Raw genomic sequence first — 21,344 nt, 5'->3', positions numbered from 1 at the left:
TTAAACAGGCGAGTTTGGTGCCAGCACGGTCTGAACACAGCCTGCGATCATCGTGTTTCATTCAGGCGACAAGCTGTCGATGATAATAAACCTGACCGCAGTTGGAAACCTTTACAGAGCAAGCATATGACCGCAGGAATGTAAAAAAGTGCATATCAGGCCGCTAAAAGCTCTTTCGCATTCGCCAGCGTATTGCGAGTCACCTCACTGCCACCCAGCAAACGCGCCAGTTCCTGCAGGCGTGCACGCTTATCCAGCGGCTGCATATGAGTCTCGGTCATTGCGCCGTCGGTCTCTTTGCTGACAAAGAAATGATGGTGTCCACAGCCCGCTACCTGCGGCAGGTGCGTTACGCACATCACCTGCGTTGACTCGCCCAGCTGACGCAGCAGTTTACCCACGACCGCCGCCGTCGGTCCGCTGATACCCACATCCACTTCATCGAAAATCAATGCCGGCGTATCCATCTTCCGGGCGGTAATCACCTGAATCGCCAGCGCGATGCGTGACAGCTCACCGCCGGAGGCCACTTTAGCCAGCGGCTGTAACGGCTGACCCGGGTTGGTGCTGACGCGGAAATCAATACGATCCGCGCCCTCAGCGGTAAGCTGCTCAGGGTTAAACTGTACGGCGATAGTAAACTGGCCGTGCGGCATAGAGAGCGCATGCATGCTTTCGGTAATCAGCTGCGTTAACTCCTGCGCGTAATGCACGCGTTGCTCATGCAGCTTCTGCGCGCTTGCCAGCGCCGCCTGATGATGCTGCGTGACCGCCAGGCTCAGCGCTTCCTGATCGCTCTCCTGCTGCGACAACAGCTGTTCTTCTTCCAGCAGCTGCTGATGGAAGGCGGGCAAGGCCTCCGGCGCAACGTGATGTTTACGCGCCAGGCTGATCTGGCGCGACAGGCGCTGCTCCAGCTCATACAGCCGGTTGGGATCGAGATCGAGACGGTCGCAGTAGTGACGAAGCTCATCGCTGGCTTCGCTGATCTGGATGGCCGCTTCTTCCAGCATGTTCAGCACGCCGCCCAGCTTTTCATCCATGGTCACCAGCTCGCCCATCATCTGACGCGCGGTATACAGCAGGCTTTGCAAATTGCTGTCATCGCCATCGGCCAGTAAGTGCAGCGCCTGTTGGCTGGTGGAAAGCAGCTGGCCGCTGTTGGCGAGGCGCTTATATTCTTCATCGATCTGCTCGAACTCACCGGCAACCGGCGCAAATTCGTTCAACTCTTTAAGCTGATACTGCAGCAGCTCGCGCCGTGCTTCGCGCTCTTGCATCTGCTGTTGATGTTGCGCCAGCGCGCGGCAGCTTTGATGCCACTGACGATAGTTAGCCGCCATGCTCTGCATCAGCAGCGGCTGATCGGCGTAGGCGTCCAACAGGGATTTTTGATGTTCTGGTTTTAACAGCAGCTGATGCGCGTGCTGACCATGAATCTGAATGAGTAGCTGGCCCAGGTCGCGCAACTGAGAAAGCGGCACGGCCGTTCCGTTAATAAAACCGCGCGAGCGGCCATCACTGCTGATGACGCGGCGCAGCAGACATTCCTGGCCATCGTCCAGCTGATTTTCTTCCAGCCAGCGCAGGGCAGAGGGGGTGTCTTTCAGGTTAAAGCGAGCGCAAAGGTCGGCGCGGTTCGCGCCCTGGCGCACCATATCCACCTCTGCGCGGCCGCCCAGACAAAGGCCCAGCGCATCAATAGCAATGGATTTACCAGCACCGGTCTCACCGGTAATCGCGGTCATGCCACGTTGAAAATCAATTTCCAGCTCGCGAACAATTGCAAAATTACTGATGGTGAGTTGGGCCAGCATACGTGCCTTCCTGTACATAAACACAGACATGGTTTTTCGTACAGTATAATCTGGTTTTATATACAGTAAAGTGGCACGTTGCGCTTTTTAAAATAATTTTTTCGACCAGCCCAATTTTGAGCTTAGCGTATTGAAATAACTGTAATTTTTAGGGTGTATCAGGTTGAGATGATAGTCGCTGCGGCGCACCAGCACATCTTCGCCTTCCTGAATCGGCAGCGCGATTTGGCTGTCGCAGCTGATCTCCAGATCGTTGCGCCGGTCGGAAAAGCGCAGGCGGATAGTGCTGCTGCTGTTGATCACCAGCGGCCGGGCAGAAAGCGTATGCGGGAACATCGGCACCAGCGCGATGGCATCCAACGAAGGCGTTAAGATCGGGCCGCCAGCCGAAAGCGAATAGGCGGTAGAGCCGGTCGGCGTAGAGATAATTAGCCCGTCGGAGCGCTGAGAAAAGGCGAAGTTCTCATCGATATAGACCTCAAACTCAATCATATGCGCCACTTTGCCCGGATGCAGCACCACTTCGTTAATCGCGGTGCCGATACGTGGCTCGCCTTCGCCGCGACAGACGCGCGCTTCCAGCAGAAAACGTTTTTCGGTGATATAGTCGCCGCGCAGCACATCATCCAGCTGCTGCTGAGCGTTATCCGGGTCCAGATCGGTGAGAAAGCCCAGGTTGCCGCGGTTAATGCCGATCACTTTGATATCGTAACGTGCCAGCACACGCGCTGCGCCCAGCATGTTGCCGTCGCCGCCGACCACGACCGCCAGATCGGCACGTTGACCAATCTCCGCCAGCGATCCGGTTTGCACATGTTTCAGCGACAGTTCACGCGCAATCTGTTGTTCAACAATGACTTCGTAGCCTTTCTCGCTAAGCCAGCGCCAGAGCATTTCGTGAGTGGTCAGGGCGGTAGGATGACGGGGATGTCCGACGATGCCGATGCACTGGAAATGTTTGTTCATTATGCTGGTCTTCCTCATGGGGCAAATCTGCCCTGACATTGTGACTGGTTCCCTTGAAACCATTAATCTGATCCCCATAATAAGCGAACCAGCGAGATGAATGTGCAAAACGCGGAGAAATTCATGAGTAGTAAAGATCAGAAAGCACCAAACGAGCAAGTCTCAGACGAGATTGAAATGGAACAGCAGCAAAACGAGAGCGCGGAGACGGCAGAGTCTGAAGCAGAAGTGGTGGATCCGCGTGATGAACGTATTGCTCAGCTTGAAGAGCAACTGGCCGGATTACAAAACGGCGTCCGTGACGCGCAGCTGCGTGCGCAGGCCGAGATTGAAAATATCCGCCGTCGTACCGAGCTGGATGTCGAAAAGGCGCATAAATTTGCGCTGGAAAAATTCGCTAATGAGCTGCTGCCGGTGATCGATAGCCTTGAGCGCGCGCTGGAAGTGGCGGACAAAACCAATCCGGAACTGAGCGCGATGATCGAAGGTATCGAACTGACGCTGAAGTCCCTGCTGGCGGCGGTACGTAAATTCGGCGTTGAGGTGGTAGGCGAAACCAACGTGCCGTTTAATCCTGACGTTCATCAGGCGATGTCAATGATGGAATCGGACGAGGTCGCGCCGAACCACGTGATGATGGTGATGCAGCGCGGTTATACCCTGAATGGTCGTCTGCTGCGCCCGGCGATGGTTGCCGTCGCAAAAGCCAAAGGCTAATGCTGCCTGCGCCGTGGCTTAAGGTCACGGCGCTGCGCGCGGTATCAGGGAAGATGCGGCGTCCAGTCAATCGGCGCATCGCCCTGCTGCGCGAGGATCTCATTGGTACGCGAAAAGTGTTTACAGCCAAAGAATCCGCGATGGGCAGAAAGCGGGGAGGGGTGCGGCGCCTTCAGTACATGATGCCGTTGCGTATCGATAATGCTGCCTTTTTTCTGCGCATGCGATCCCCACAGCAAAAACACCACGTTTTCACGCTGCTCGTTAATCACGCTGATCACCCGATCGGTAAAGGTTTCCCAGCCAAAGCGCGCATGAGAATGCGCTTTACCCGCCTCAACGGTTAATACCGTATTCAATAGCAGCACGCCTTGTTTTGCCCAGCTCTCTAAAAAGCCATGATTCGGGCGCGTAAAGCCAGGAATATCCTGCTCCAGCTCTTTATACATATTCATCAGCGAAGGCGGCACCGCCACGCCAGGCCTTACGCTAAACGCCAGGCCGTGCGCCTGATTTGGGCCGTGATAAGGGTCCTGTCCTAAAATCACCACTTTCACATCGCTTAACTCTGTCAGGCGAAAGGCGTTAAAGACATCTTCTTTCGGCGGATAGACCGTGACGCCTGCCGCGCGCTCTTGCGCCACCAGCTTTAACGTTTCAATAAAGTAAGGCTGCTCTTTTTCCGTTGCCAGCACATCATGCCAGGTTGGTGCTTTATCCATGACGTTCTCTCTTCTTCCAGGTAAAACATCAGAGTAGCGACTCTGCGCGCATGAGCAACCCCCAAAATAAATTGAAAATTTACAAAATTAATTTATTTGGGAAAATTGATTTAAAACAAAAATTTAGCCCAACACCATGATTAACCGTAGGGAAATAATTGACCTGCATCAAAGTTGCCCGGGCGATGCGTTGGTATATAAACAGACGGATGTTTTTTAAACGCAAATCTAACGCTGTCAACGGCGTTGGCGTCATTACGCCTGGGAGGCAAATATGATTACAGGTATCCAAATTACTAAAACCAATAACAGCGCGCTGCTTAACTCTTTCTGGCTGCTGGATGATGAGAAAGCCGAGGCGCGTTGTGTATGCGCTAAAGGTGATTACACTGAAGATCAAATCGTTCCGGTAAGCGACCTCGGTCAGTTCGAGTATCGCGAAGTGCCGCTGGAAATGAAACCGCAGGTGCGGGTTGAAGGCGGTCAGCATCTGAATGTTAACGTGCTGCGTCGTGAAACGCTGGAAGATGCGGTTAAGCATCCGGAAAAATATCCACAGCTGACGATTCGCGTATCAGGTTATGCCGTACGTTTTAACTCACTTACTCCAGAACAGCAGCGTGATGTAATTACTCGTACCTTTACTGAAAGCCTGTAAGCAAAAAAGGCGAAAGAAGGTTATTGACGTGGTGTAAAAAACAACACGCCGGGTTTGGGGAAAAAGAATAAAAAACAGCGCAGTACATACATTTAACGTGCGGCGACGCTAAGAATGAAAAGTTTTTGGCAGGTTAGCGTTAAAAGTGACGCACAGGACCCTATTCCCTGATTCAACCTGAAAAAAAACCGCCGTTTATCGGCGGTTTTTTGTTGCGTGGTGCAATTATTCAGCACTTTCTTTATTGCTGTCGTTGCCGTTAGCGGCGGCTGGTTTACGGCGCTTACCGATATTTTTCCGGTCGCGATGACGCACCTTAACGCGTGGCTTCTTCTCTTCTTCTTTCTTCTTCTCTTTTTCTTTACGCTTCGCCAGGACTTTCTTCGATGGCTTGCCGTTTAGTTTCTGGCTGGGTGCGCGCGTGGTTGGACGCAGCTCATCGATGGTCCGCGCTTTCAACGGCTCGCTAATATAGCGGCTGATTTTTTCCAGCAGCAGATAATCGTGCGCTTCTACCAGTGACAGCGCGGTGCCTTTACGGCCCGCACGACCGGTACGGCCAATACGGTGCAGATAGACATCCGCCGTACGCGGCAGATCAAAGTTAAATACGTGACTGACATCATCCACATCGATGCCGCGCGCGGCCACGTCGGTCGCCACCAGCACGTTAACCCGACCGTCCATCAGACGCTTCAGCGCTTCGTTACGCTTGGCCTGCACCATCTCGCCTTCCAGATAGCTGGCCTGGATACCGGCTTCACGCAGCCAGCCAACCAGCTCATGCACCCGCTCACGCTTACGCACAAAGACGATAGAGCGGGTGGCCTCTGGCTGTTGCAGCAGGTGCACCAGCAGCTTGGTCTTATGCGCGACATCATCGGCGCGGTAATACCACTGTTGGATCTTTTTACGTTCACGACGAGAAGGATCGGAATCGATCTCTACCGGCTCATTAAGCAGGCGCTCGGCGAAATCTTTAATACCGTCGCCTTCCAGCGTCGCGGAGAACAGCATGGTCTGCTTACGCCAGCGGGTTTCCGCAGCGATGGTTTCGATATCCTGCGCAAAACCCATGTCCAGCATGCGATCCGCTTCATCAAGGATCAGGATTTCTACGGCGCGGCAGTCGAAATTCTCTTCTTTAATGTATTGCAGCAGGCGTCCCGTGGTGGCTACCACGATGTCCTGGTTTTCGCTGAACACTTCAGCATGGTTCATATAGGCCACGCCGCCAGTAATCGTGGCGATGTCCAGCTGAGTATGCTTAGCCAGTTCCTGCGCCTGATCGGCAACCTGCATCGCCAGCTCACGCGTCGGCGTCAGGATCAAAACCCGTGGCGGGCCCGATTTTTTACGCGGGAAGTCCAGCAAGTGTTGCAGCGCGGGCAAAAGATAAGCCGCCGTTTTCCCGGTCCCGGTTGGTGCTGAACCCAACACGTCGCGACCATCCAGCGCAGGGGGAATCGCTTCTGCCTGAATAGCGGTAGGGCGGGAAAAGCCTTTGTCCTGCAGGGCATCCAGCAGGCTTTCGTCAAGTTCGAGTTCGGAGAATGTGGTTGCGGTCATGTTCTACCTCAGTTTGGGGCGCTGATTATAGACAGATTGGCGACGATCTTCATCTGTTTGTCGGCAGTTTATCGCTTTTAACCCTCTCTTATTTCCCCTATGCTGGCACCGTTTTTGTCTTTGGTCCTGATTATGTCGCAATCAAAACGTCCGTTACGTGGCAACGGCTTTACTTTTAAACGCTTTTTTATCGCGCACGACCGTTGTGCGATGAAAGTGGGTACCGACAGCATTTTGCTTGGCGCCTGGGCGCCGGTAGCGCAGGCGACACGCGTGCTGGATATTGGCAGCGGCAGCGGTCTGCTGGCGTTAATGCTGGCGCAGCGCACCGCTGATAAGGTGGAAATCGATGCGGTGGAGCTGGATGGCGAGGCGGCGGCGCAGGCGGCTGAAAATGTCGCCGGGTCGCCCTGGCCGCAGCGTATTCATATCCATCAGGCGGATATTCTGACGTGGGCGGCGCGTCAGGAGCAGCGCTATCCACTGATTGTCAGTAATCCGCCTTATTATACGCCGGGCCCGGCCTGTGCCACCTCCGCGCGTGATAAGGCGCGTGCCACCCATACGCTGAACCATGAAAGTTTACTGCAGAGCGCGGAAATGCTGATTGGCGAAGAGGGCTTCTTCTGCCTGGTGCTGCCGGAAGAAGAGGGAAACCGTTTCGTCAGCATGGCGCAGGCGCGCGGCTGGCATCTGCGTTTTCGTAACGACGTGGCGGAAAACAGCACGCGGTTACCGCATCGCGTGCTGCTGGGGTTTTCGCCGGCGGCGGGAGAGCTGTTACAGGAGCGGATGGTGATCCGCGGGCCAGACCAGCGCTATTCACCGGCTTTTTGTAGCCTGACCCAGGACTTCTATCTGTTTATGTAAGCGGGCGGGATCAGGATCGTTGGGCCTGATTCCGGCAGCATCGCAGGATAGTCGAGGGTAAAGTGCAGTCCACGGCTCTCTTTACGCTGCATGGCGCTCCGGATAATCAGTTCCGCCACCTGCGCCAGGTTACGCAACTCCAATAGATTGTTGGAGATGCGGAAGTGGCGATAATACTCCTCTATCTCCTGCTGGAGTAGAGCAATGCGGCGGCTGGCGCGCTCCAGGCGTTTGGTGGTGCGCACAATGCCGACGTAATCCCACATAAACAGCCGCAGCTCATGCCAGTTGTGCTGAATCACGACGCGTTCGTCTGAATCATCCACCCGGCTTTCATCCCAGGCGGGCAGCGTATCGATACGCTTAACGTGCGGCAGCGTGCGCGCCATCTCCTCCGCGGCGGACCAGCCATATACCAGGCATTCCAGTAGCGAGTTTGACGCCATACGGTTCGCGCCGTGCAAACCGGTATAGCTGACTTCGCCGATGGCGTAGAGCCCGTCCAGATCGGTGCGGCCATGGTGGTCCACCATCACGCCGCCGCAGGTGTAATGCGCCGCCGGCACGATCGGTATCGGCTCGCGAGTGAGATCGAATCCCAGCGAGCGCAGCTTTTCATCAATCATCGGAAAGTGCGCGCGAATAAACTCTGCGGGCTGGTGACTGATATCCAGATACATACACTCGGCGCCAAGCCGTTTCATCTCATGATCGATCGCGCGCGCCACGATATCGCGTGGTGCCAGCTCGGCGCGCGAATCAAAATCGGGCATAAAGCGGCTGCCGTCAGGACGACGCAAATATGCGCCTTCGCCGCGCAGCGCCTCGGTTAACAGAAAATTGCGCGCCTGCGGATGATAAAGGCAGGTGGGATGGAACTGATTAAATTCCATATTGGCCACGCGGCAGCCCGCCCGCCAGGCCATCGCCACCCCATCGCCGGAGGCGACATCAGGATTGGTGGTGTACTGGTAAACTTTCGCCGCGCCGCCGGTGGCCAGCACCACGGCACGCGCGCTACAGGTTTCCACCTGCTCGCGATTACGGTTCCAAATCCAGGCGCCCAGCACGCGGCGGGGGCCCGGCATGCCTAATCGATCGGAGAGAATAAGATCAACGGCGTTGGTGCGCTCCAGGATACGAATATTGCGATGGCTGAGCACCTGACTAACCAGCGTCGTCACCACTTCGCGTCCGGTGGCGTCCGCGCTGTGTAAAATGCGGCGATGGCTGTGGCCGCCTTCGCGCGTGAGGTGATAGCGCTCCTCGCCGTCAGGCTGGGTTTCCTTATCGAAAGCGACGCCGTGTTTGATCAGCCACTCCACGCAGTGGCGTGCATTGCTGGCAATAAAATCTACCGCATCGCGATCGCACAGCCCGGCACCGGCAATCAGCGTATCCTCAACGTGGGACGCAATGCTATCCATCTCATCAAAAACGGCGGCAATGCCGCCCTGCGCATAGAGGCTGGAGCCTTCGCTCACCGGCCCTTTACTTAACAGGGTAACCTGTTGCGTCTCTGCCAGCCGCAGCGCCAGTGACAGGCCTGCCGCGCCGCTGCCTATAATCAAAACGTCGCACTGATAATCGGAAATATCGCTCATAGTGTTTATTTTACTAAACAAGTGGTCGCCTGAGCATAAGCGCAAAAAGCGCAATAAAAAAGGGCTTAAACCCGACTAAAGCACGATCTGAGGCAAGGTAATGTCAGCTTCTGCCTTGACCGTGCGCGTTTTTGTGCGGAAAAGCCGCCGAAATACGCGTTTCCATAATGGATTGTTTATTATGGCGAACAAGGCGCAATAATTATGCGTTAAGGATGAAAATGTCATGCGCATCGGGTACTCTGCGGCTTACGTCAGATAGCCGGTTAATGATGAAAAACAGGTCGGCGCCGTAGGCTTTCTCAGCATAATTAAATATTTGTTAGGTAAAAGTACCCGGTGACGTAACAAAAAAGTGGCGTAACTGAACTCTTGTCTTATGAGAAGCTCTAACGAGGGCTTGCTCATAAAGTTGAGTGACTGTGGGTGGTTCATTTACGCGTGGAGAATGATTTGGGGAGACATTACCTCGGATGAGCGAGCAATTAACGGATCAGATTCTCGTTGAGCGGGTACAGAAAGGAGATCAGAAGTCATTCAATTTACTGGTTGTACGTTACCAGCATAAAGTGGCGAGCCTGGTTTCGCGCTACGTACCGTCAGGCGATGTACCCGATGTGGTACAAGAATCTTTTATTAAAGCTTATCGTGCACTGGACTCGTTCCGTGGCGATAGCGCGTTTTATACCTGGTTGTACCGTATTGCCGTTAACACTGCGAAAAACTATCTGGTTGCTCAGGGGCGCCGTCCGCCGTCCAGCGATGTAGACGCGATGGAGGCCGAAAATTTTGAAAGCGCCGGGGCGCTGAAAGAAATATCGAACCCTGAGAACTTAATGTTGTCTGATGAATTGAAACAGATAGTGTTCCGCACCATTGAGTCGCTCCCGGAAGATTTGCGTATGGCGATCACGCTGCGGGAGCTGGATGGTTTAAGCTATGAAGAGATAGCCGCCATCATGGATTGTCCGGTCGGCACCGTCCGCTCGCGTATTTTTCGCGCACGAGAGGCCATCGATAACAAAGTTCAACCACTTATCCAACGTTAGAAATAACGGATACAGGAAGGGTACTAAGGCATGCAGAAAGAAAAACTTTCCGCTTTAATGGATGGCGAAACTTTGGACAACGAAGTGATTTCCGCATTGTCTAAAGACGCTACACTGCAACAAAGATGGGAAAGCTATCATCTTATCCGCGATACGTTGCGTGGCGACGTGGGCGAAACCGTGCATTTTGATATCGCAGCGCGCGTTGCCGCCGCTATCGAACAGGAACCCGCGCGTAATGTTGCAACGCTGATCCCGGAAGCGCAGCCTGAGCCCGCGCGCTGGGAAAAAATGCCTTTCTGGAAAAAAATGCGTCCCTGGGCGGCGCAACTTACCCAGGTTGGCGTAGCGGCCTGTGTCTCTCTGGCGGTGATTGTCGGCGTGCAGCATTATAACCAGCCGCAGGATACCGGGCAGGGGTCTGAAGCGCCGGTATTTAATACGCTGCCGATGATGGGCAAGGCGTCACCGGTTAGCCTGGGCGTGCCGTCTGACAGCTTCGATACCAACAGCGCCAGCCAGCAAGTGCAAGAGCAGCGCCGTCGGGTAAACGCTATGCTGCAGGATTACGAACTGCAGCGTCGTTTGCATACTGAGCAGATGCAGTTCGATGCGAATGGCCCGCAGCAGGCGCAGGTTCAGGTTCCAGGAAATCAGTCGTTAGGAATACAGCAGCAGTAATGAAGCAGCTCTGGTGTGCCGTTAGCCTTATGGCTGGCGGCCTGTTTTATTCGTCCATCGCCCCGGCGCAGGAAACTGCATCCGGGGCGTTGTTGCAACAGATGGAACAGGCTAGCCAATCTCTCAATTATGAACTCGCCTACATCAATGTCTCCCGGCTGGGTATTGAATCGTTACGCTATCGTCATGCGATAATCGATAACAAGACATACGCGCAGCTGTTGCAGATGGATGGACCGCGCCGGGAAGTGATTCAGCGTGGCAAAGATATCAGCTATTTTGAACCGGGACTGGAGCCTTTTTCGCTGCCCGGCTCGCATATTGTTGATGCGCTGCCCTCTTTGGTTTATGCCGATTTTAAACACTTAACCACCAGCTATGATTTCGTGCCGGTCGGGCGCACGCGCATTGCCGATCAGCTGTGCGAAGTGGTGCGCATCGTGGCGCGTGACGGTACGCGTTACAGCTATATTGTCTGGCTGGATAGCGAAACCAAGCTGCCGTTGCGTATTGATCTGCTCGATCGCGATGGCGAAACGCTGGAGCAATATCGCGTGGTCAGCTTCGCCGTTGATGAAGGCGTGCGCAATTTAATGCAGGGGCTGGAGAAGGCCAATCTGCCGCCGTCGCTCTCGGTGCCGGAGGCGCAAAAAGTCTCCTTTGGCTGGCGACCGACCTGGTTGCCCGCTGGCATGAAAGAAGTGGCGCAGAGCCGCCGCGCGCTGCCTGCGCTTAATAAGCCTGTAGAATCAAGGTTCTATTCAGACGGACTGTTTAGTTTTTCCATTAACGTCAGCCCGGCAGACAAAAACAGCACGACGCAGCTGTTGCGCACCGGCCGCCGCACGGTGCAAACTGCCACCCACAACAACAGTGAAATTACTATTGTTGGCGAACTGCCGCCCTCTACGGCGAAGCGTATCGCCGACAGTATCAGCTTAGGTACACAACGATGATGAGAGAATGGGCCACCGTGGTTGCGTGGCAGGACGGCATCGCCACGCTCCACTCGGAAGTGAAAACCACCTGTAACAGCTGCTCCGCGCGCAAAGGATGCGGCAGCGCCATGCTTAACAAGCTGGGGCCGAAAAACGCGCACGTCATGCAGATTGCCAGCGCTACGCCGCTGCAGCCCGGTCAGCGGGTTGAATTGGGCATTCGCGAGAGCAGTCTGTTAAGCTCCGCGCTGCTGGTCTATATGACGCCGCTGCTGGGGCTGTTCCTGCTGGCCGGGCTGTTTCAGATGCTGTTTCATACCGATCTGGCTGCGGCCTGCGGCGCGCTCTTGGGCGGCATTGGCGGCTTTATCGTCGCCAAAGGCGTTTCGATGCGCTTTGGCGAAGGCGAGGCTTTTCAGCCGGTGATTTTGAATATTATGCTGCCGCCCGATGTGTTGCGGGTTGAGCAAGAATCTCACTAAATATCAGCCGGACGATGCGTCTCGTTCGGCTAATGTTTCGCGCTTTTTTGCCCCTCCCTTATGGCAAATACGCTATCATCCCGTTTTCCTTGCTTTATCTCCCGGCGCGATGATTCCACCACCCTGATATGTCGTGTACAATGCGCCATTCGGGCCGTCTTCGCCTGTGATATTCCACGCTCTCCTGAGGTTGTATCGCGAGAGTTTCAGCATTTGTAAGGCAGAATAACCTCCATAATGAAGCATATAAGAAACTTTTCGATCATCGCGCACATTGACCACGGCAAATCGACCTTATCAGATCGTTTGATTCAGATTTGCGGCGGCTTAACCGATCGTGAAATGGCTGCGCAGGTTCTGGACTCAATGGATCTGGAGCGTGAACGCGGCATCACCATCAAAGCGCAGAGCGTGACGCTCGATTACAAAGCGCAAGACGGTGAAACTTACCAGCTCAATTTTATCGACACCCCAGGCCACGTCGACTTCTCCTATGAGGTCTCGCGTTCTCTTGCCGCCTGTGAAGGTGCGCTGCTGGTGGTTGATGCAGGGCAGGGCGTGGAAGCGCAAACGCTGGCTAACTGCTATACCGCCATTGAAATGGATCTGGAAGTGGTGCCGGTACTGAACAAAATTGACCTGCCGGCGGCCGATCCCGATCGCGCGGCGCAGGAAATTGAAGATATCGTCGGCATCGACGCTACCGACGCGGTACGCTGCTCGGCGAAAACCGGCGTTGGCGTGCCAGAAGTGCTGGAACGTCTGGTGCGTGATATTCCGCCGCCGGAAGGCGATCCGAACGGCCCGCTGCAGGCGCTGATCATCGACTCCTGGTTTGATAACTATCTGGGCGTGGTATCGCTGGTGCGTATCAAAAACGGTACGCTGCGCAAGGGCGAAAAAATTAAGGTGATGAGCACCGGGCAGGTGTATAACGCCGATCGTCTGGGTATCTTTACCCCGAAGCAGGTCGATCGCGACACGCTGAACTGCGGTGAAGTAGGCTGGCTGGTTTGCGCCATCAAAGATATCCTTGGCGCGCCGGTCGGCGATACCTTAACCGGCGCCAAACACTCGGCGGATAAAGCGCTGCCTGGCTTTAAGAAAGTGAAGCCGCAGGTTTACGCCGGTCTGTTCCCGATCAGCTCAGATGATTATGAAGCCTTCCGCGATGCGCTGGGCAAACTGAGCCTGAACGACGCCTCGCTGTTCTATGAGCCAGAAAGCTCAACGGCGCTGGGCTTTGGTTTTCGCTGCGGCTTCCTTGGCCTGCTGCATATGGAGATCATTCAGGAGCGTCTGGAGCGTGAATACGATCTCGACCTGATTACCACCGCGCCGACCGTAGTCTACGAGGTGGAAACCACCAGCGGCGATATCGTCTATGTCGATAGCCCTTCCAAGCTGCCGCCGTTAAACAATATTAGCGAGCTGCGCGAGCCGATCGCCGAATGTCATATGCTGATGCCACAGGAATATCTGGGCAACGTGATTACCCTGTGCGTGGAAAAACGTGGCGTGCAAACCAATATGGTTTACCACGGCAATCAGGTTGCGCTGACCTATGAAATTCCGATGGCGGAAGTGGTGCTGGACTTCTTTGACCGCCTGAAATCCACCTCACGCGGTTACGCGTCGCTGGATTATAACTTCAAACGTTTCCAGGCGTCTGACATGGTGCGCGTTGACGTATTAATCAACGCCGAGCGCGTTGATGCGCTGGCGCTGATTACCCACCGTGACAACTCGCAGTATCGTGGTCGCGAGCTGGTAGAAAAAATGAAAGATCTGATCCCGCGTCAGCAGTTTGATATTGCTATTCAGGCGGCGATCGGTAACCACATTATCGCCCGTTCGACAGTGAAACAGCTGCGTAAAAACGTTATCGCCAAATGTTACGGCGGCGACGTAAGCCGTAAGAAAAAGCTGTTGCAGAAGCAGAAAGAAGGTAAGAAACGCATGAAGCAGGTCGGTAACGTCGAACTGCCGCAGGAAGCGTTCCTGGCCATTCTGCACGTGGGCAAAGACAGTAAATAAGGATATCTGATGGCTAACATGTTTGCCCTGATTCTGGCGATCGCAACGCTGGTGACCGGCATTATCTGGTGTATCGACAGGTTCAAGTGGGCGCCGGCCCGCCGTGCGCAGCAGGCTCAGGCTCAGGCGCAAACCGGCAGTTCGTTAGATGATAAAACGCTGGCGAAAGTGGCGAAGCAGCCCGGCTGGGTGGAAACGGCAGCCTCGGTGTTTCCGGTGCTGGCGGTGGTATTTGTGGTGCGCTCGTTTATTTACGAGCCCTTCCAGATCCCGTCTGGTTCGATGATGCCGACGCTGCTGATTGGCGATTTTATCGTGGTAGAGAAATTTGCCTACGGTATCAAAGATCCGATTACCCAGACGACCCTGATCCCGACTGGTCATCCAAAGCGCGGCGATATCGCCGTGTTTAAATATCCTAAAGATCCGAGCCTGGATTACATCAAGCGCGTGATCGGCCTGCCTGGCGATCGCGTGACCTATGATGCGCTGAACAAAACGCTGACGGTTAATCCGGCCTGCGGCAGCGGTAAAGCGTGCGATAAAGCGCTGCCGATCACCTATTCGGACGTGGCGCCCAGCAACTTTATCCAGACCTTCAGCGGCTTCGATGGTAATGAATCCGGTAACGGTTTCTGGCAGGTGCCGCAGGGTGAAACCATGCCCGGCGGTCTGCGTCTGGCTGCCCGCAAAGAAACATTGGGTGACGTAACCCACAATATTTTGTTGGTAACAGAAGCGCAAAGTCAGGCCAGCATGTATTATCAGCAGCCGGGACAGCCGCAGGCGAGCTGGGTTGTACCCGCAGGTCACTATTTTATGATGGGCGATAACCGGGATAACAGCGCTGACAGCCGTTACTGGGGATTCGTACCGGAGAAAAACCTGGTTGGCAAAGCGACCGCTATCTGGATGAGCTTTGAAAAACAGGAAGGTGAATGGCCAACTGGCGTTCGCCTGAGTCGTATTGGCGGCATCCACTAAGGTTGTCGTGAGTAAAACGGATGGCTTCCCGCCTGCGGGAAGCCACTGCAAACGAAACTGTTTAGCGTTGACCGCTGTCAGCCCTGTTTCGTATGCAGCATAATTGACGCATTATTGAAATTGGTATCGCATGAATCCCATCCTCATTAATAAGCTCCAGCGAAAGCTGGGCTACACTTTTACTCATCAGGATCTGCTGCAACAGGCATTAACCCACCGGAGTGCCAGCAGCAAGCACAACGAGCGTCTTGAGTTTCTTGGCGATTCCATCCTGAGCTTTGTTATTGCTAATGCGCTTTATCACCGCTTTCCTCGCGTGGATGAGGGCGATATGAGCCGCATGCGCGCGACGCTGGTAAGGGGCAATACCCTGGCGGAGATGGCGCGCGAATTTGATTTAGGCGAATGCCTGCGCCTGGGTCCTGGCGAGCTGAAAAGCGGCGGATTCCGTCGTGAATCGATCCTGGCCGATACCGTTGAAGCGTTAATCGGCGGCGTCTTTCTCGACAGCGATATCCAGACCGTCGAGCAGCTGATCCTCAACTGGTATCAAAGCCGTCTGGATCAGATTAGCCCGGGCGACAAACAGAAAGATCCCAAAACGCGTCTGCAGGAGTATCTGCAGGGTCGTCATCTGCCGCTGCCCTCCTATCTGGTGGTGCAGGTACGTGGCGAAGCGCACGATCAGGAATTTACCATTCACTGTCAGGTGAGCGGCATGGCAGAGCCGGTGGTTGGCACCGGTTCAAGCCGTCGTAAAGCTGAACAGGCAGCGGCCGAACAGGCGCTGATTAAGTTAGGACTCGAATGAGCGAACAACAGATGCACTGCGGCTTTATTGCGATTGTCGGCCGCCCCAACGTTGGAAAATCCACGCTGCTGAACCAGTTACTCGGGCAGAAGGTTTCCATCACCTCGCGTAAACCGCAAACCACGCGCCACCGGATTATGGGTATCCATACCGAAGGTGCCTGGCAGGCGATTTACGTGGATACGCCCGGCCTGCACATCGAAGAGAAGCGGGCGATTAACCGCCTGATGAACCGTGCCGCCAGCAGCTCCATCGGCGACGTTGAGCTGATTATTTTTGTGGTGGAAGGCACGCGCTGGACGGCGGATGATGAAATGGTTCTCAACAAGCTGAAAGAGAACAAAGTGCCGGTGCTGCTGGCCATCAACAAAGTCGATAACATTACCGATAAATCGATTCTGCTGCCGCACTTGCAGTTCCTGAGCCAGCAGATGGACTTTATGGATATGGTGCCGATCTCCGCGGAAAGCGGGAAAAACGTGGATACTATCGCCAGCATCGTACGCAAACGTCTGCCGATTGCCGATCACCACTTCCCGGAAGATTACATTACCGATCGCTCGCAGCGTTTTATGGCGTCGGAAATCATCCGTGAAAAGCTGATGCGTTTCCTTGGCGCCGAGCTGCCCTATTCGGTCACGGTAGAGATCGAACGCTTCGTTACCAATGAGCGTGGCGGCTATGATATCAATGGCCTGATTCTGGTTGAGCGTGAAGGCCAGAAAAAGATGGTGATTGGCAACAAAGGGGCCAAAATCAAAACCGTCGGTATTGAAGCGCGTAAGGATATGGAAGAGCTGTTTGAGATGAAAGTGCATCTTGAACTGTGGGTTAAAGTGAAGTCTGGCTGGGCGGATGACGAACGTGCGCTGCGTAGCCTGGGCTACGTTGACGATCTCTGATTACTGAATGGAAGGCTGGCAGCGCGCTTTTGTCCTGCATGGACGGCCCTGGAGCGAAACCAGCCTGATGCTGGATCTGTTTACCGAAAATCATGGTCGGGTGCGCGTGATTTCCAAAGGCGCTCGCTCGAAGCGCTCCCACCTCAAGGGAGCGCTCCAGCCTTTTACGCCGCTGCTGGTGCGCTGGGGCGGCCGTGGCGAAGTGAAAACCCTGCGCAATGTGGAAGCGGTCTCGCTGGCATTGCCGTTAAGCGGCATGACCCTCTACTGCGGCCTCTACGTTAACGAGCTGGTAGCGCGCGTGCTGGAGCATGAAACGCCCTTTCCCGAACTCTTCTTTGATTATCTCCACTGTATTCAGTCTCTGGCGCAGGCCAACGGCAGCCCGGAACCGGCGCTGCGTCGGTTTGAGCTGGCGCTGCTCGGTCATTTAGGTTACGGCGTCGATTTTTTGCACTGCGCCGGCACCGGAGAAGAGATTGAAGATGGCATGACCTACAGCTATCGTGAAGAAAAAGGGTTTATCGCCAGCCTGGTAATAAACCAGCGCAGCTTTACCGGACGGCAGCTGCGCGCGCTCGCGGAGCGTGATTTTCCGGATGGCGATACGCTGCGCGCAGCAAAACGCTTTACCCGTATGGCGTTAAAGCCGTGGCTGGGCGGCAAGCCGTTAAAAAGCCAGGAGCTGTTCCGCCAGTTTATTCCCAAAAAGCGTGCTGAAACGCCGGATCGCCAGGAGTAAATACAGCAAGCGCCGAGGCGCTTCGCTGCCTGAATAACTGCAACATTCTGAGGACTGTCATGGCTGAGTTGTTATTAGGCGTTAATATCGATCATATCGCCACCGTGCGTAACGCCCGCGGCACCCAATATCCCGATCCGGTTCAGGCGGCTTTCGTTGCCGAGCAGGCGGGCGCTGACGGCATCACCGTGCATCTGCGTGAAGATCGCCGACATATTACCGATCGCGATGTGCGCCTGCTGCGGCAGACCATTGAAACGCGCATGAATCTGGAGATGGCAGTCACTGAAGAGATGCTGGCCATCGCCTGTGAGCTCAAGCCGCATTTTTGCTGTCTGGTGCCGGAAAAGCGGCAGGAAGTGACCACCGAAGGCGGTCTGGATGTCGCAGGTCAGCAGGCGAACGTAAGCGCGGCGGTAAAACGCCTGAGCGCGGCGGGGATTCAGGTTTCGCTGTTTATTGATGCCGATGAGCGCCAGATTGACGCAGCCGTCGCCACGGGCGCGCCTTATATTGAAATTCATACTGGCGCTTACGCCGAAGCGGAAGAGGGCGGCGCGCGTGACGCAGAGCTGGCGCGTATTCAGCAGGCGGCCAGCTATGCGGCCTCAAAGGGGCTGAAGGTTAACGCCGGGCACGGGCTTACCTACCATAACGTGCTGCCGATCGCCGCGCTGCCGGAAATGCACGAGCTGAATATCGGGCACGCCATTATTGGTCGCGCGCTGATGAGCGGACTGGCGGAGGCGGTAAAAGAGATGAAGCAGCTGATGCGAGAAGCGCGTCGCTAATGGCTATTCTCGGGCTGGGCACTGATATCGTTGAAATTGAGCGTATCGAAGGGGTGATAAGCCGTTCAGGCGATCGCCTGGCGCGTCGCGTGCTAAGTGAAAACGAGTGGCAACAGTATCAGACGCACCAGCAGCCGGTGCGTTTTCTCGCCAAGCGGTTTGCGGTAAAAGAGGCGGCGGCAAAAGCCTTCGGCACCGGTATTCGTGGCGGCCTGGCGTTTAATCAGTTTGAAGTTTATAACGATGCGCTGGGCAAGCCGGGGCTGCGCTTTTTTCAGCAGGCTGCCGAGCTGGCTGCAAAGCTGGGGGTACAAAACGTTCACGTCACGCTGGCCGATGAGCGTCACTACGCGTGTGCGACGGTGATTATTGAAGGCTGAGGCGGCAACGCCTCATACTGCCTGTTGGATCAGCACAAACTTTTCCCACAGCTGTTCGCGGTTTTCCTGATGCGCCGGGTCGGTAATGATGGTGTTATCGATCGGACAGACGCTCATACAGGTTGGCGCATCGTAATGCCCCACACATTCGGTACAAAGCCAGGGATCGATAACGTAAATGTCATCGCCCATCGAAATCGCCTGGTTAGGACACTCCGGTTCGCACATATCGCAGTTAATGCATTTTTTCGTAATCAGTAACGCCATGATGTTCCCGGTCCTGCCTGAATAACGTAAAGCGCGGTCATTATACGCTCGCTAACAGATCATACCAGTTTTTTTACCAGCGACTCGCTGTGCCGCATATAGTTGGAGGCGCGCTCGGCATCCTGCTGTACCAGCGCCATAAACAGCAGATCGGTCAGCGCCAGCTGAGCCGAAGTAGAGGAGATAGCGGCGCTGCGCGTGCTCTGCTCTTCCGCCACGGTATAAAGACAGTGGGTGGCGCACTGCTGCAACGTGTTCGGCGTAAAACCGGTGAAGGCCAGCACATAGGCGCCCACGCGCACCGCCTCCTGCGCGGCCAGATTGATCTCACGGCGTTCGCCGCTGTAGGAAATGGCCAGCAGCAAATCACCGGCGCGCAGGGCCTGTACGCTGGCCAGCAGGGCGTGCATATCCTGCTCGGCCACCGCGCTAATGCCGATTTTCATCAGCTTCCATGAAAAATCTTTCGCCACCAGACCGGAAGCGCCCATGCCGACCAGCACAATGCGATCGGCGCGCTTCATTAAATCAAGCGTCTCCAGTAGCTTATCTTCGCTATTGATATCCAGCGTGGCGCGAATAGCGGAAACCTTCTCGGTAAACAGCTTCTCGCCCACCACTTTTAACGGATCGCCGCTTAAAATATGGTTATGTACCGTAATCGCTTCTTTCGCCTGTAAGGATTCACTCAATGCCAGCTTGAGCGCCGGAAATCCCTTATAGCCTAGCTTCTGCGCGAACTTCACCACGCTGGACTGGCTAACGCCCGCCTCCTGCGCCAGCCGCGGCGAGCTAAGCTGACAGGCATGGGCGGGCTGCGCCAGAAGATAATCGGCCAGCCGACGCTCATTCAACGCCAGCCCGGAATAGAGTTGGCGGATGCGTAACAGGGCACTCATGGCAGACTCCTTCAGATTGATATTGCCCGCTAAAGGCAGGCCTGCACGCCGCTTTAGCTACTTAACCTCTGAAGAATAAGCATAAAGCATTGTTTATGTAATTTTATAACGCGGATCAAAGCGGAAGCCAAATTACATTGCAGCGGCGCTGCCGTTAGCCAGCGATGGCTGCTACTGTCTACACTAATGAATGCTGACGCAAAAGGCTTATTGAAGGAGAGCGGTTTAATGGCGGACTCGCAACGACGGGTGGTATTTTTCGATCTGGACGGCACCTTACATCAACAGGATATGTTCGGCACCTTTATGCGCTATCTGCTGTGGCGACAACCGCTTAATTTGTTGCTGGTGGTGGTGCTGCTGCCGGTAGTAGGCATCGGGATGTTGATCAAGGGACGCGCGGCGCGCTGGCCGATGAGCCTGCTGTTGTGGTCTATCACCTTTGGCCACAGCGAGGCGGCCTTACAGCGGCGCGAGGCGAATTTTGCCCGCTGGTTTCGCCAGCGCGTGGTGGCGTTTCCGGTGGTGCAGCAACGCTTAACCGATTATCTCAGCAGCGAGGATGCCGACGTCTGGCTGATCACCGGTTCGCCGCAACCGTTAGTGGAACAGGTCTATTTCGATTCCGCCTTTCTGCCGCGCGTTAAGCTTATCGCCAGTCAGATGACGCGAGGCTGGGGCGGACGGGTGCTTAGCCTGCGCTGCCTCGGACACGAGAAGGTGGTGCAGCTGGAGGAAAAAATTGGTACGCCGTTACAGCTCTACAGTGGCTATAGCGACAGCAAGCAGGATAATCCGCTGCTTTACTTTTGCCAGCATCGCTGGCGCGTTACGCCTCATGGCGAACTGCAACAGCTGGAATAATTTGGTCTGCTGGCAGGTTTGGTTATAATGCCCGCCGCATTTTTCCGCTGGAGAGTACCGTGAGCGAAACAAATGATGAATACTGGATGCGCTATGCCTTACAGCTGGCGCATCGGGCGCGTGAACAGGGCGAGGTTCCGGTAGGAGCGGTGCTGGTACAGGGCGAACAGGTGATCGGCGAAGGCTGGAATCGGCCAATCGGCCAACACGACCCAACGGCCCATGCTGAAATGATGGCGTTGCGTCAGGGCGGTAAGGTGCTGGAAAACTATCGCCTGCTGGATACCACGCTTTATGTCACGCTGGAGCCATGCATCATGTGCGCGGGAGCGATTGTGCATAGCCGCATAAGCCGGCTGGTGTTTGGCGCCAGGGATGAAAAAACCGGCGCGGCCGGTTCGCTGGTGGATATTTTAGGGCATCCGGGCATGAACCATCAGGTGAAAGTAGAGCATGGCGTACTGGCAAATGAATGCGCCGCCATGCTTAGCGATTTCTTTCGTATGCGTCGCGAGCAAAAACGCGCGCAGCGCCTGGCGCAACGGGCCGCGCAGCAGACGCATCCTTCCTGAAGCCGATTCAGCGTATGCCGCC

23 protein-coding genes are annotated in these 21,344 nt (G+C 55.2%); 16 read left to right on the top strand and 7 right to left on the bottom strand.

What is annotated here, in order from left to right:
* Positions 1-155: 155 nt before the first annotated feature.
* Positions 156-1,817, bottom strand: a complete 1,662-nt coding sequence (gene recN, locus K6958_RS15380) for a DNA repair protein RecN (RefSeq protein WP_249891947.1) — start codon at positions 1,815-1,817, stop codon at positions 156-158.
* A gap of 87 nt (positions 1,818-1,904) precedes the next feature.
* Complete coding sequence (gene nadK / locus K6958_RS15375; protein WP_249891946.1) at positions 1,905-2,783, bottom strand: NAD(+) kinase; 879 nt, start codon at positions 2,781-2,783, stop codon at positions 1,905-1,907.
* Positions 2,784-2,906: 123 nt separating this feature from the next.
* Here nadK and grpE point away from each other — a divergent pair, with 123 nt between their 5' ends.
* Positions 2,907-3,500: a nucleotide exchange factor GrpE gene (gene grpE / locus K6958_RS15370; RefSeq protein ID WP_249891945.1), complete on the top strand. Its 594-nt coding sequence runs from the start codon at positions 2,907-2,909 to the stop codon at positions 3,498-3,500.
* A 44-nt stretch (positions 3,501-3,544) separates the two neighbouring features.
* Here the strand turns inward: grpE and ung are convergent, their stop codons facing one another.
* The gene (gene ung / locus K6958_RS15365; protein WP_249891944.1) at positions 3,545-4,222 is read right to left on the bottom strand and encodes a uracil-DNA glycosylase; all 678 of its coding nucleotides are present in this window, start codon (positions 4,220-4,222) and stop codon (positions 3,545-3,547) included.
* 274 nt (positions 4,223-4,496) lie between these two features.
* Here ung and grcA point away from each other — a divergent pair, with 274 nt between their 5' ends.
* Entirely contained in the window at positions 4,497-4,880 is a 384-nt protein-coding gene (grcA, locus tag K6958_RS15360; protein ID WP_249891943.1) for an autonomous glycyl radical cofactor GrcA, read from the top strand.
* 225 nt (positions 4,881-5,105) lie between these two features.
* Here grcA and srmB read toward each other — a convergent pair whose 3' ends face one another.
* A complete protein-coding gene (gene srmB / locus K6958_RS15355) occupies positions 5,106-6,449 on the bottom strand; it encodes an ATP-dependent RNA helicase SrmB (protein WP_249891942.1) in 1,344 nt (447 codons plus the stop codon).
* A 132-nt stretch (positions 6,450-6,581) separates the two neighbouring features.
* Here srmB and trmN point away from each other — a divergent pair, with 132 nt between their 5' ends.
* Positions 6,582-7,319 (top strand): tRNA(1)(Val) (adenine(37)-N(6))-methyltransferase TrmN, encoded by a 738-nt coding sequence (gene trmN / locus K6958_RS15350; protein WP_249891941.1) that lies wholly within the window; start codon positions 6,582-6,584, stop codon positions 7,317-7,319.
* Here the strand turns inward: trmN and nadB are convergent.
* A complete protein-coding gene (nadB, locus tag K6958_RS15345) occupies positions 7,304-8,923 on the bottom strand; it encodes an L-aspartate oxidase (protein ID WP_249891940.1) in 1,620 nt (539 codons plus the stop codon). The two genes, trmN and nadB, sit on opposite strands and share 16 nt — an antisense overlap.
* A 473-nt stretch (positions 8,924-9,396) precedes the next feature.
* Between nadB and rpoE the strand changes: the two genes are divergently transcribed.
* The 11 genes from rpoE (at position 9,397) to acpS (ending at position 18,720) form a co-directional block, all read left to right on the top strand.
* Positions 9,397-9,972: an RNA polymerase sigma factor RpoE gene (rpoE, locus tag K6958_RS15340; protein WP_103060111.1), complete on the top strand. Its 576-nt coding sequence runs from the start codon at positions 9,397-9,399 to the stop codon at positions 9,970-9,972.
* 30 nt (positions 9,973-10,002) lie between these two features.
* Complete coding sequence (rseA, locus tag K6958_RS15335) at positions 10,003-10,653, top strand: anti-sigma-E factor RseA (RefSeq protein ID WP_249891939.1); 651 nt, start codon at positions 10,003-10,005, stop codon at positions 10,651-10,653.
* Complete coding sequence (rseB, locus tag K6958_RS15330; RefSeq protein ID WP_249891938.1) at positions 10,653-11,609, top strand: sigma-E factor regulatory protein RseB; 957 nt, start codon at positions 10,653-10,655, stop codon at positions 11,607-11,609. The genes rseA and rseB overlap by 1 nt, the downstream gene beginning before the upstream one ends.
* Complete coding sequence (gene rseC / locus K6958_RS15325) at positions 11,606-12,073, top strand: SoxR-reducing system protein RseC (RefSeq protein WP_249891937.1); 468 nt, start codon at positions 11,606-11,608, stop codon at positions 12,071-12,073. The genes rseB and rseC overlap by 4 nt, the downstream gene beginning before the upstream one ends.
* Positions 12,074-12,310: 237 nt before the next feature.
* Positions 12,311-14,110, top strand: a complete 1,800-nt coding sequence (gene lepA, locus K6958_RS15320; protein WP_249891936.1) for a translation elongation factor 4 — start codon at positions 12,311-12,313, stop codon at positions 14,108-14,110.
* 9 nt (positions 14,111-14,119) lie between these two features.
* A complete protein-coding gene (gene lepB, locus K6958_RS15315; RefSeq protein ID WP_249891935.1) occupies positions 14,120-15,094 on the top strand; it encodes a signal peptidase I in 975 nt (324 codons plus the stop codon).
* A gap of 130 nt (positions 15,095-15,224) precedes the next feature.
* Positions 15,225-15,905, top strand: a complete 681-nt coding sequence (gene rnc / locus K6958_RS15310; protein ID WP_103060105.1) for a ribonuclease III — start codon at positions 15,225-15,227, stop codon at positions 15,903-15,905.
* Positions 15,902-16,807, top strand: coding sequence for a GTPase Era (era, locus tag K6958_RS15305; protein ID WP_249891934.1), 906 nt, complete (start codon positions 15,902-15,904; stop codon positions 16,805-16,807). The genes rnc and era overlap by 4 nt, the downstream gene beginning before the upstream one ends.
* Positions 16,808-16,814: 7 nt before the next feature.
* Entirely contained in the window at positions 16,815-17,549 is a 735-nt protein-coding gene (gene recO / locus K6958_RS15300; RefSeq protein WP_249891933.1) for a DNA repair protein RecO, read from the top strand.
* A gap of 59 nt (positions 17,550-17,608) precedes the next feature.
* Complete coding sequence (gene pdxJ, locus K6958_RS15295; RefSeq protein WP_249891932.1) at positions 17,609-18,340, top strand: pyridoxine 5'-phosphate synthase; 732 nt, start codon at positions 17,609-17,611, stop codon at positions 18,338-18,340.
* On the top strand, positions 18,340-18,720 hold the full coding sequence (gene acpS, locus K6958_RS15290; protein ID WP_249891931.1) for a holo-ACP synthase: 381 nt from the start codon (positions 18,340-18,342) through the stop codon (positions 18,718-18,720). The genes pdxJ and acpS overlap by 1 nt, the downstream gene beginning before the upstream one ends.
* A 12-nt stretch (positions 18,721-18,732) precedes the next feature.
* On the opposite strand, the gene K6958_RS15285 is transcribed toward acpS, so the two are convergent.
* Entirely contained in the window at positions 18,733-18,987 is a 255-nt protein-coding gene (locus K6958_RS15285) for a YfhL family 4Fe-4S dicluster ferredoxin (RefSeq protein WP_249891930.1), read from the bottom strand.
* Between the two features lie 59 nt (positions 18,988-19,046).
* The gene (locus K6958_RS15280) at positions 19,047-19,886 is read right to left on the bottom strand and encodes a MurR/RpiR family transcriptional regulator (RefSeq protein WP_249891929.1); all 840 of its coding nucleotides are present in this window, start codon (positions 19,884-19,886) and stop codon (positions 19,047-19,049) included.
* Positions 19,887-20,114: 228 nt separating this feature from the next.
* Here K6958_RS15280 and yfhb point away from each other — a divergent pair, with 228 nt between their 5' ends.
* Positions 20,115-20,750: a phosphatidylglycerophosphatase C gene (yfhb, locus tag K6958_RS15275; RefSeq protein WP_249891928.1), complete on the top strand. Its 636-nt coding sequence runs from the start codon at positions 20,115-20,117 to the stop codon at positions 20,748-20,750.
* 86 nt (positions 20,751-20,836) lie between these two features.
* Complete coding sequence (gene tadA / locus K6958_RS15270) at positions 20,837-21,322, top strand: tRNA adenosine(34) deaminase TadA (RefSeq protein ID WP_434085220.1); 486 nt, start codon at positions 20,837-20,839, stop codon at positions 21,320-21,322.
* Positions 21,323-21,344 lie beyond the last annotated feature (22 nt).

The organism is Mixta hanseatica (assembly GCF_023517775.1).
GTDB lineage: Bacteria > Pseudomonadota > Gammaproteobacteria > Enterobacterales > Enterobacteriaceae > Mixta > Mixta hanseatica.
The sequence above is the reverse complement of the archived record's forward strand: the minus strand, read 5'-3'. Positions and strand labels throughout refer to the sequence as shown.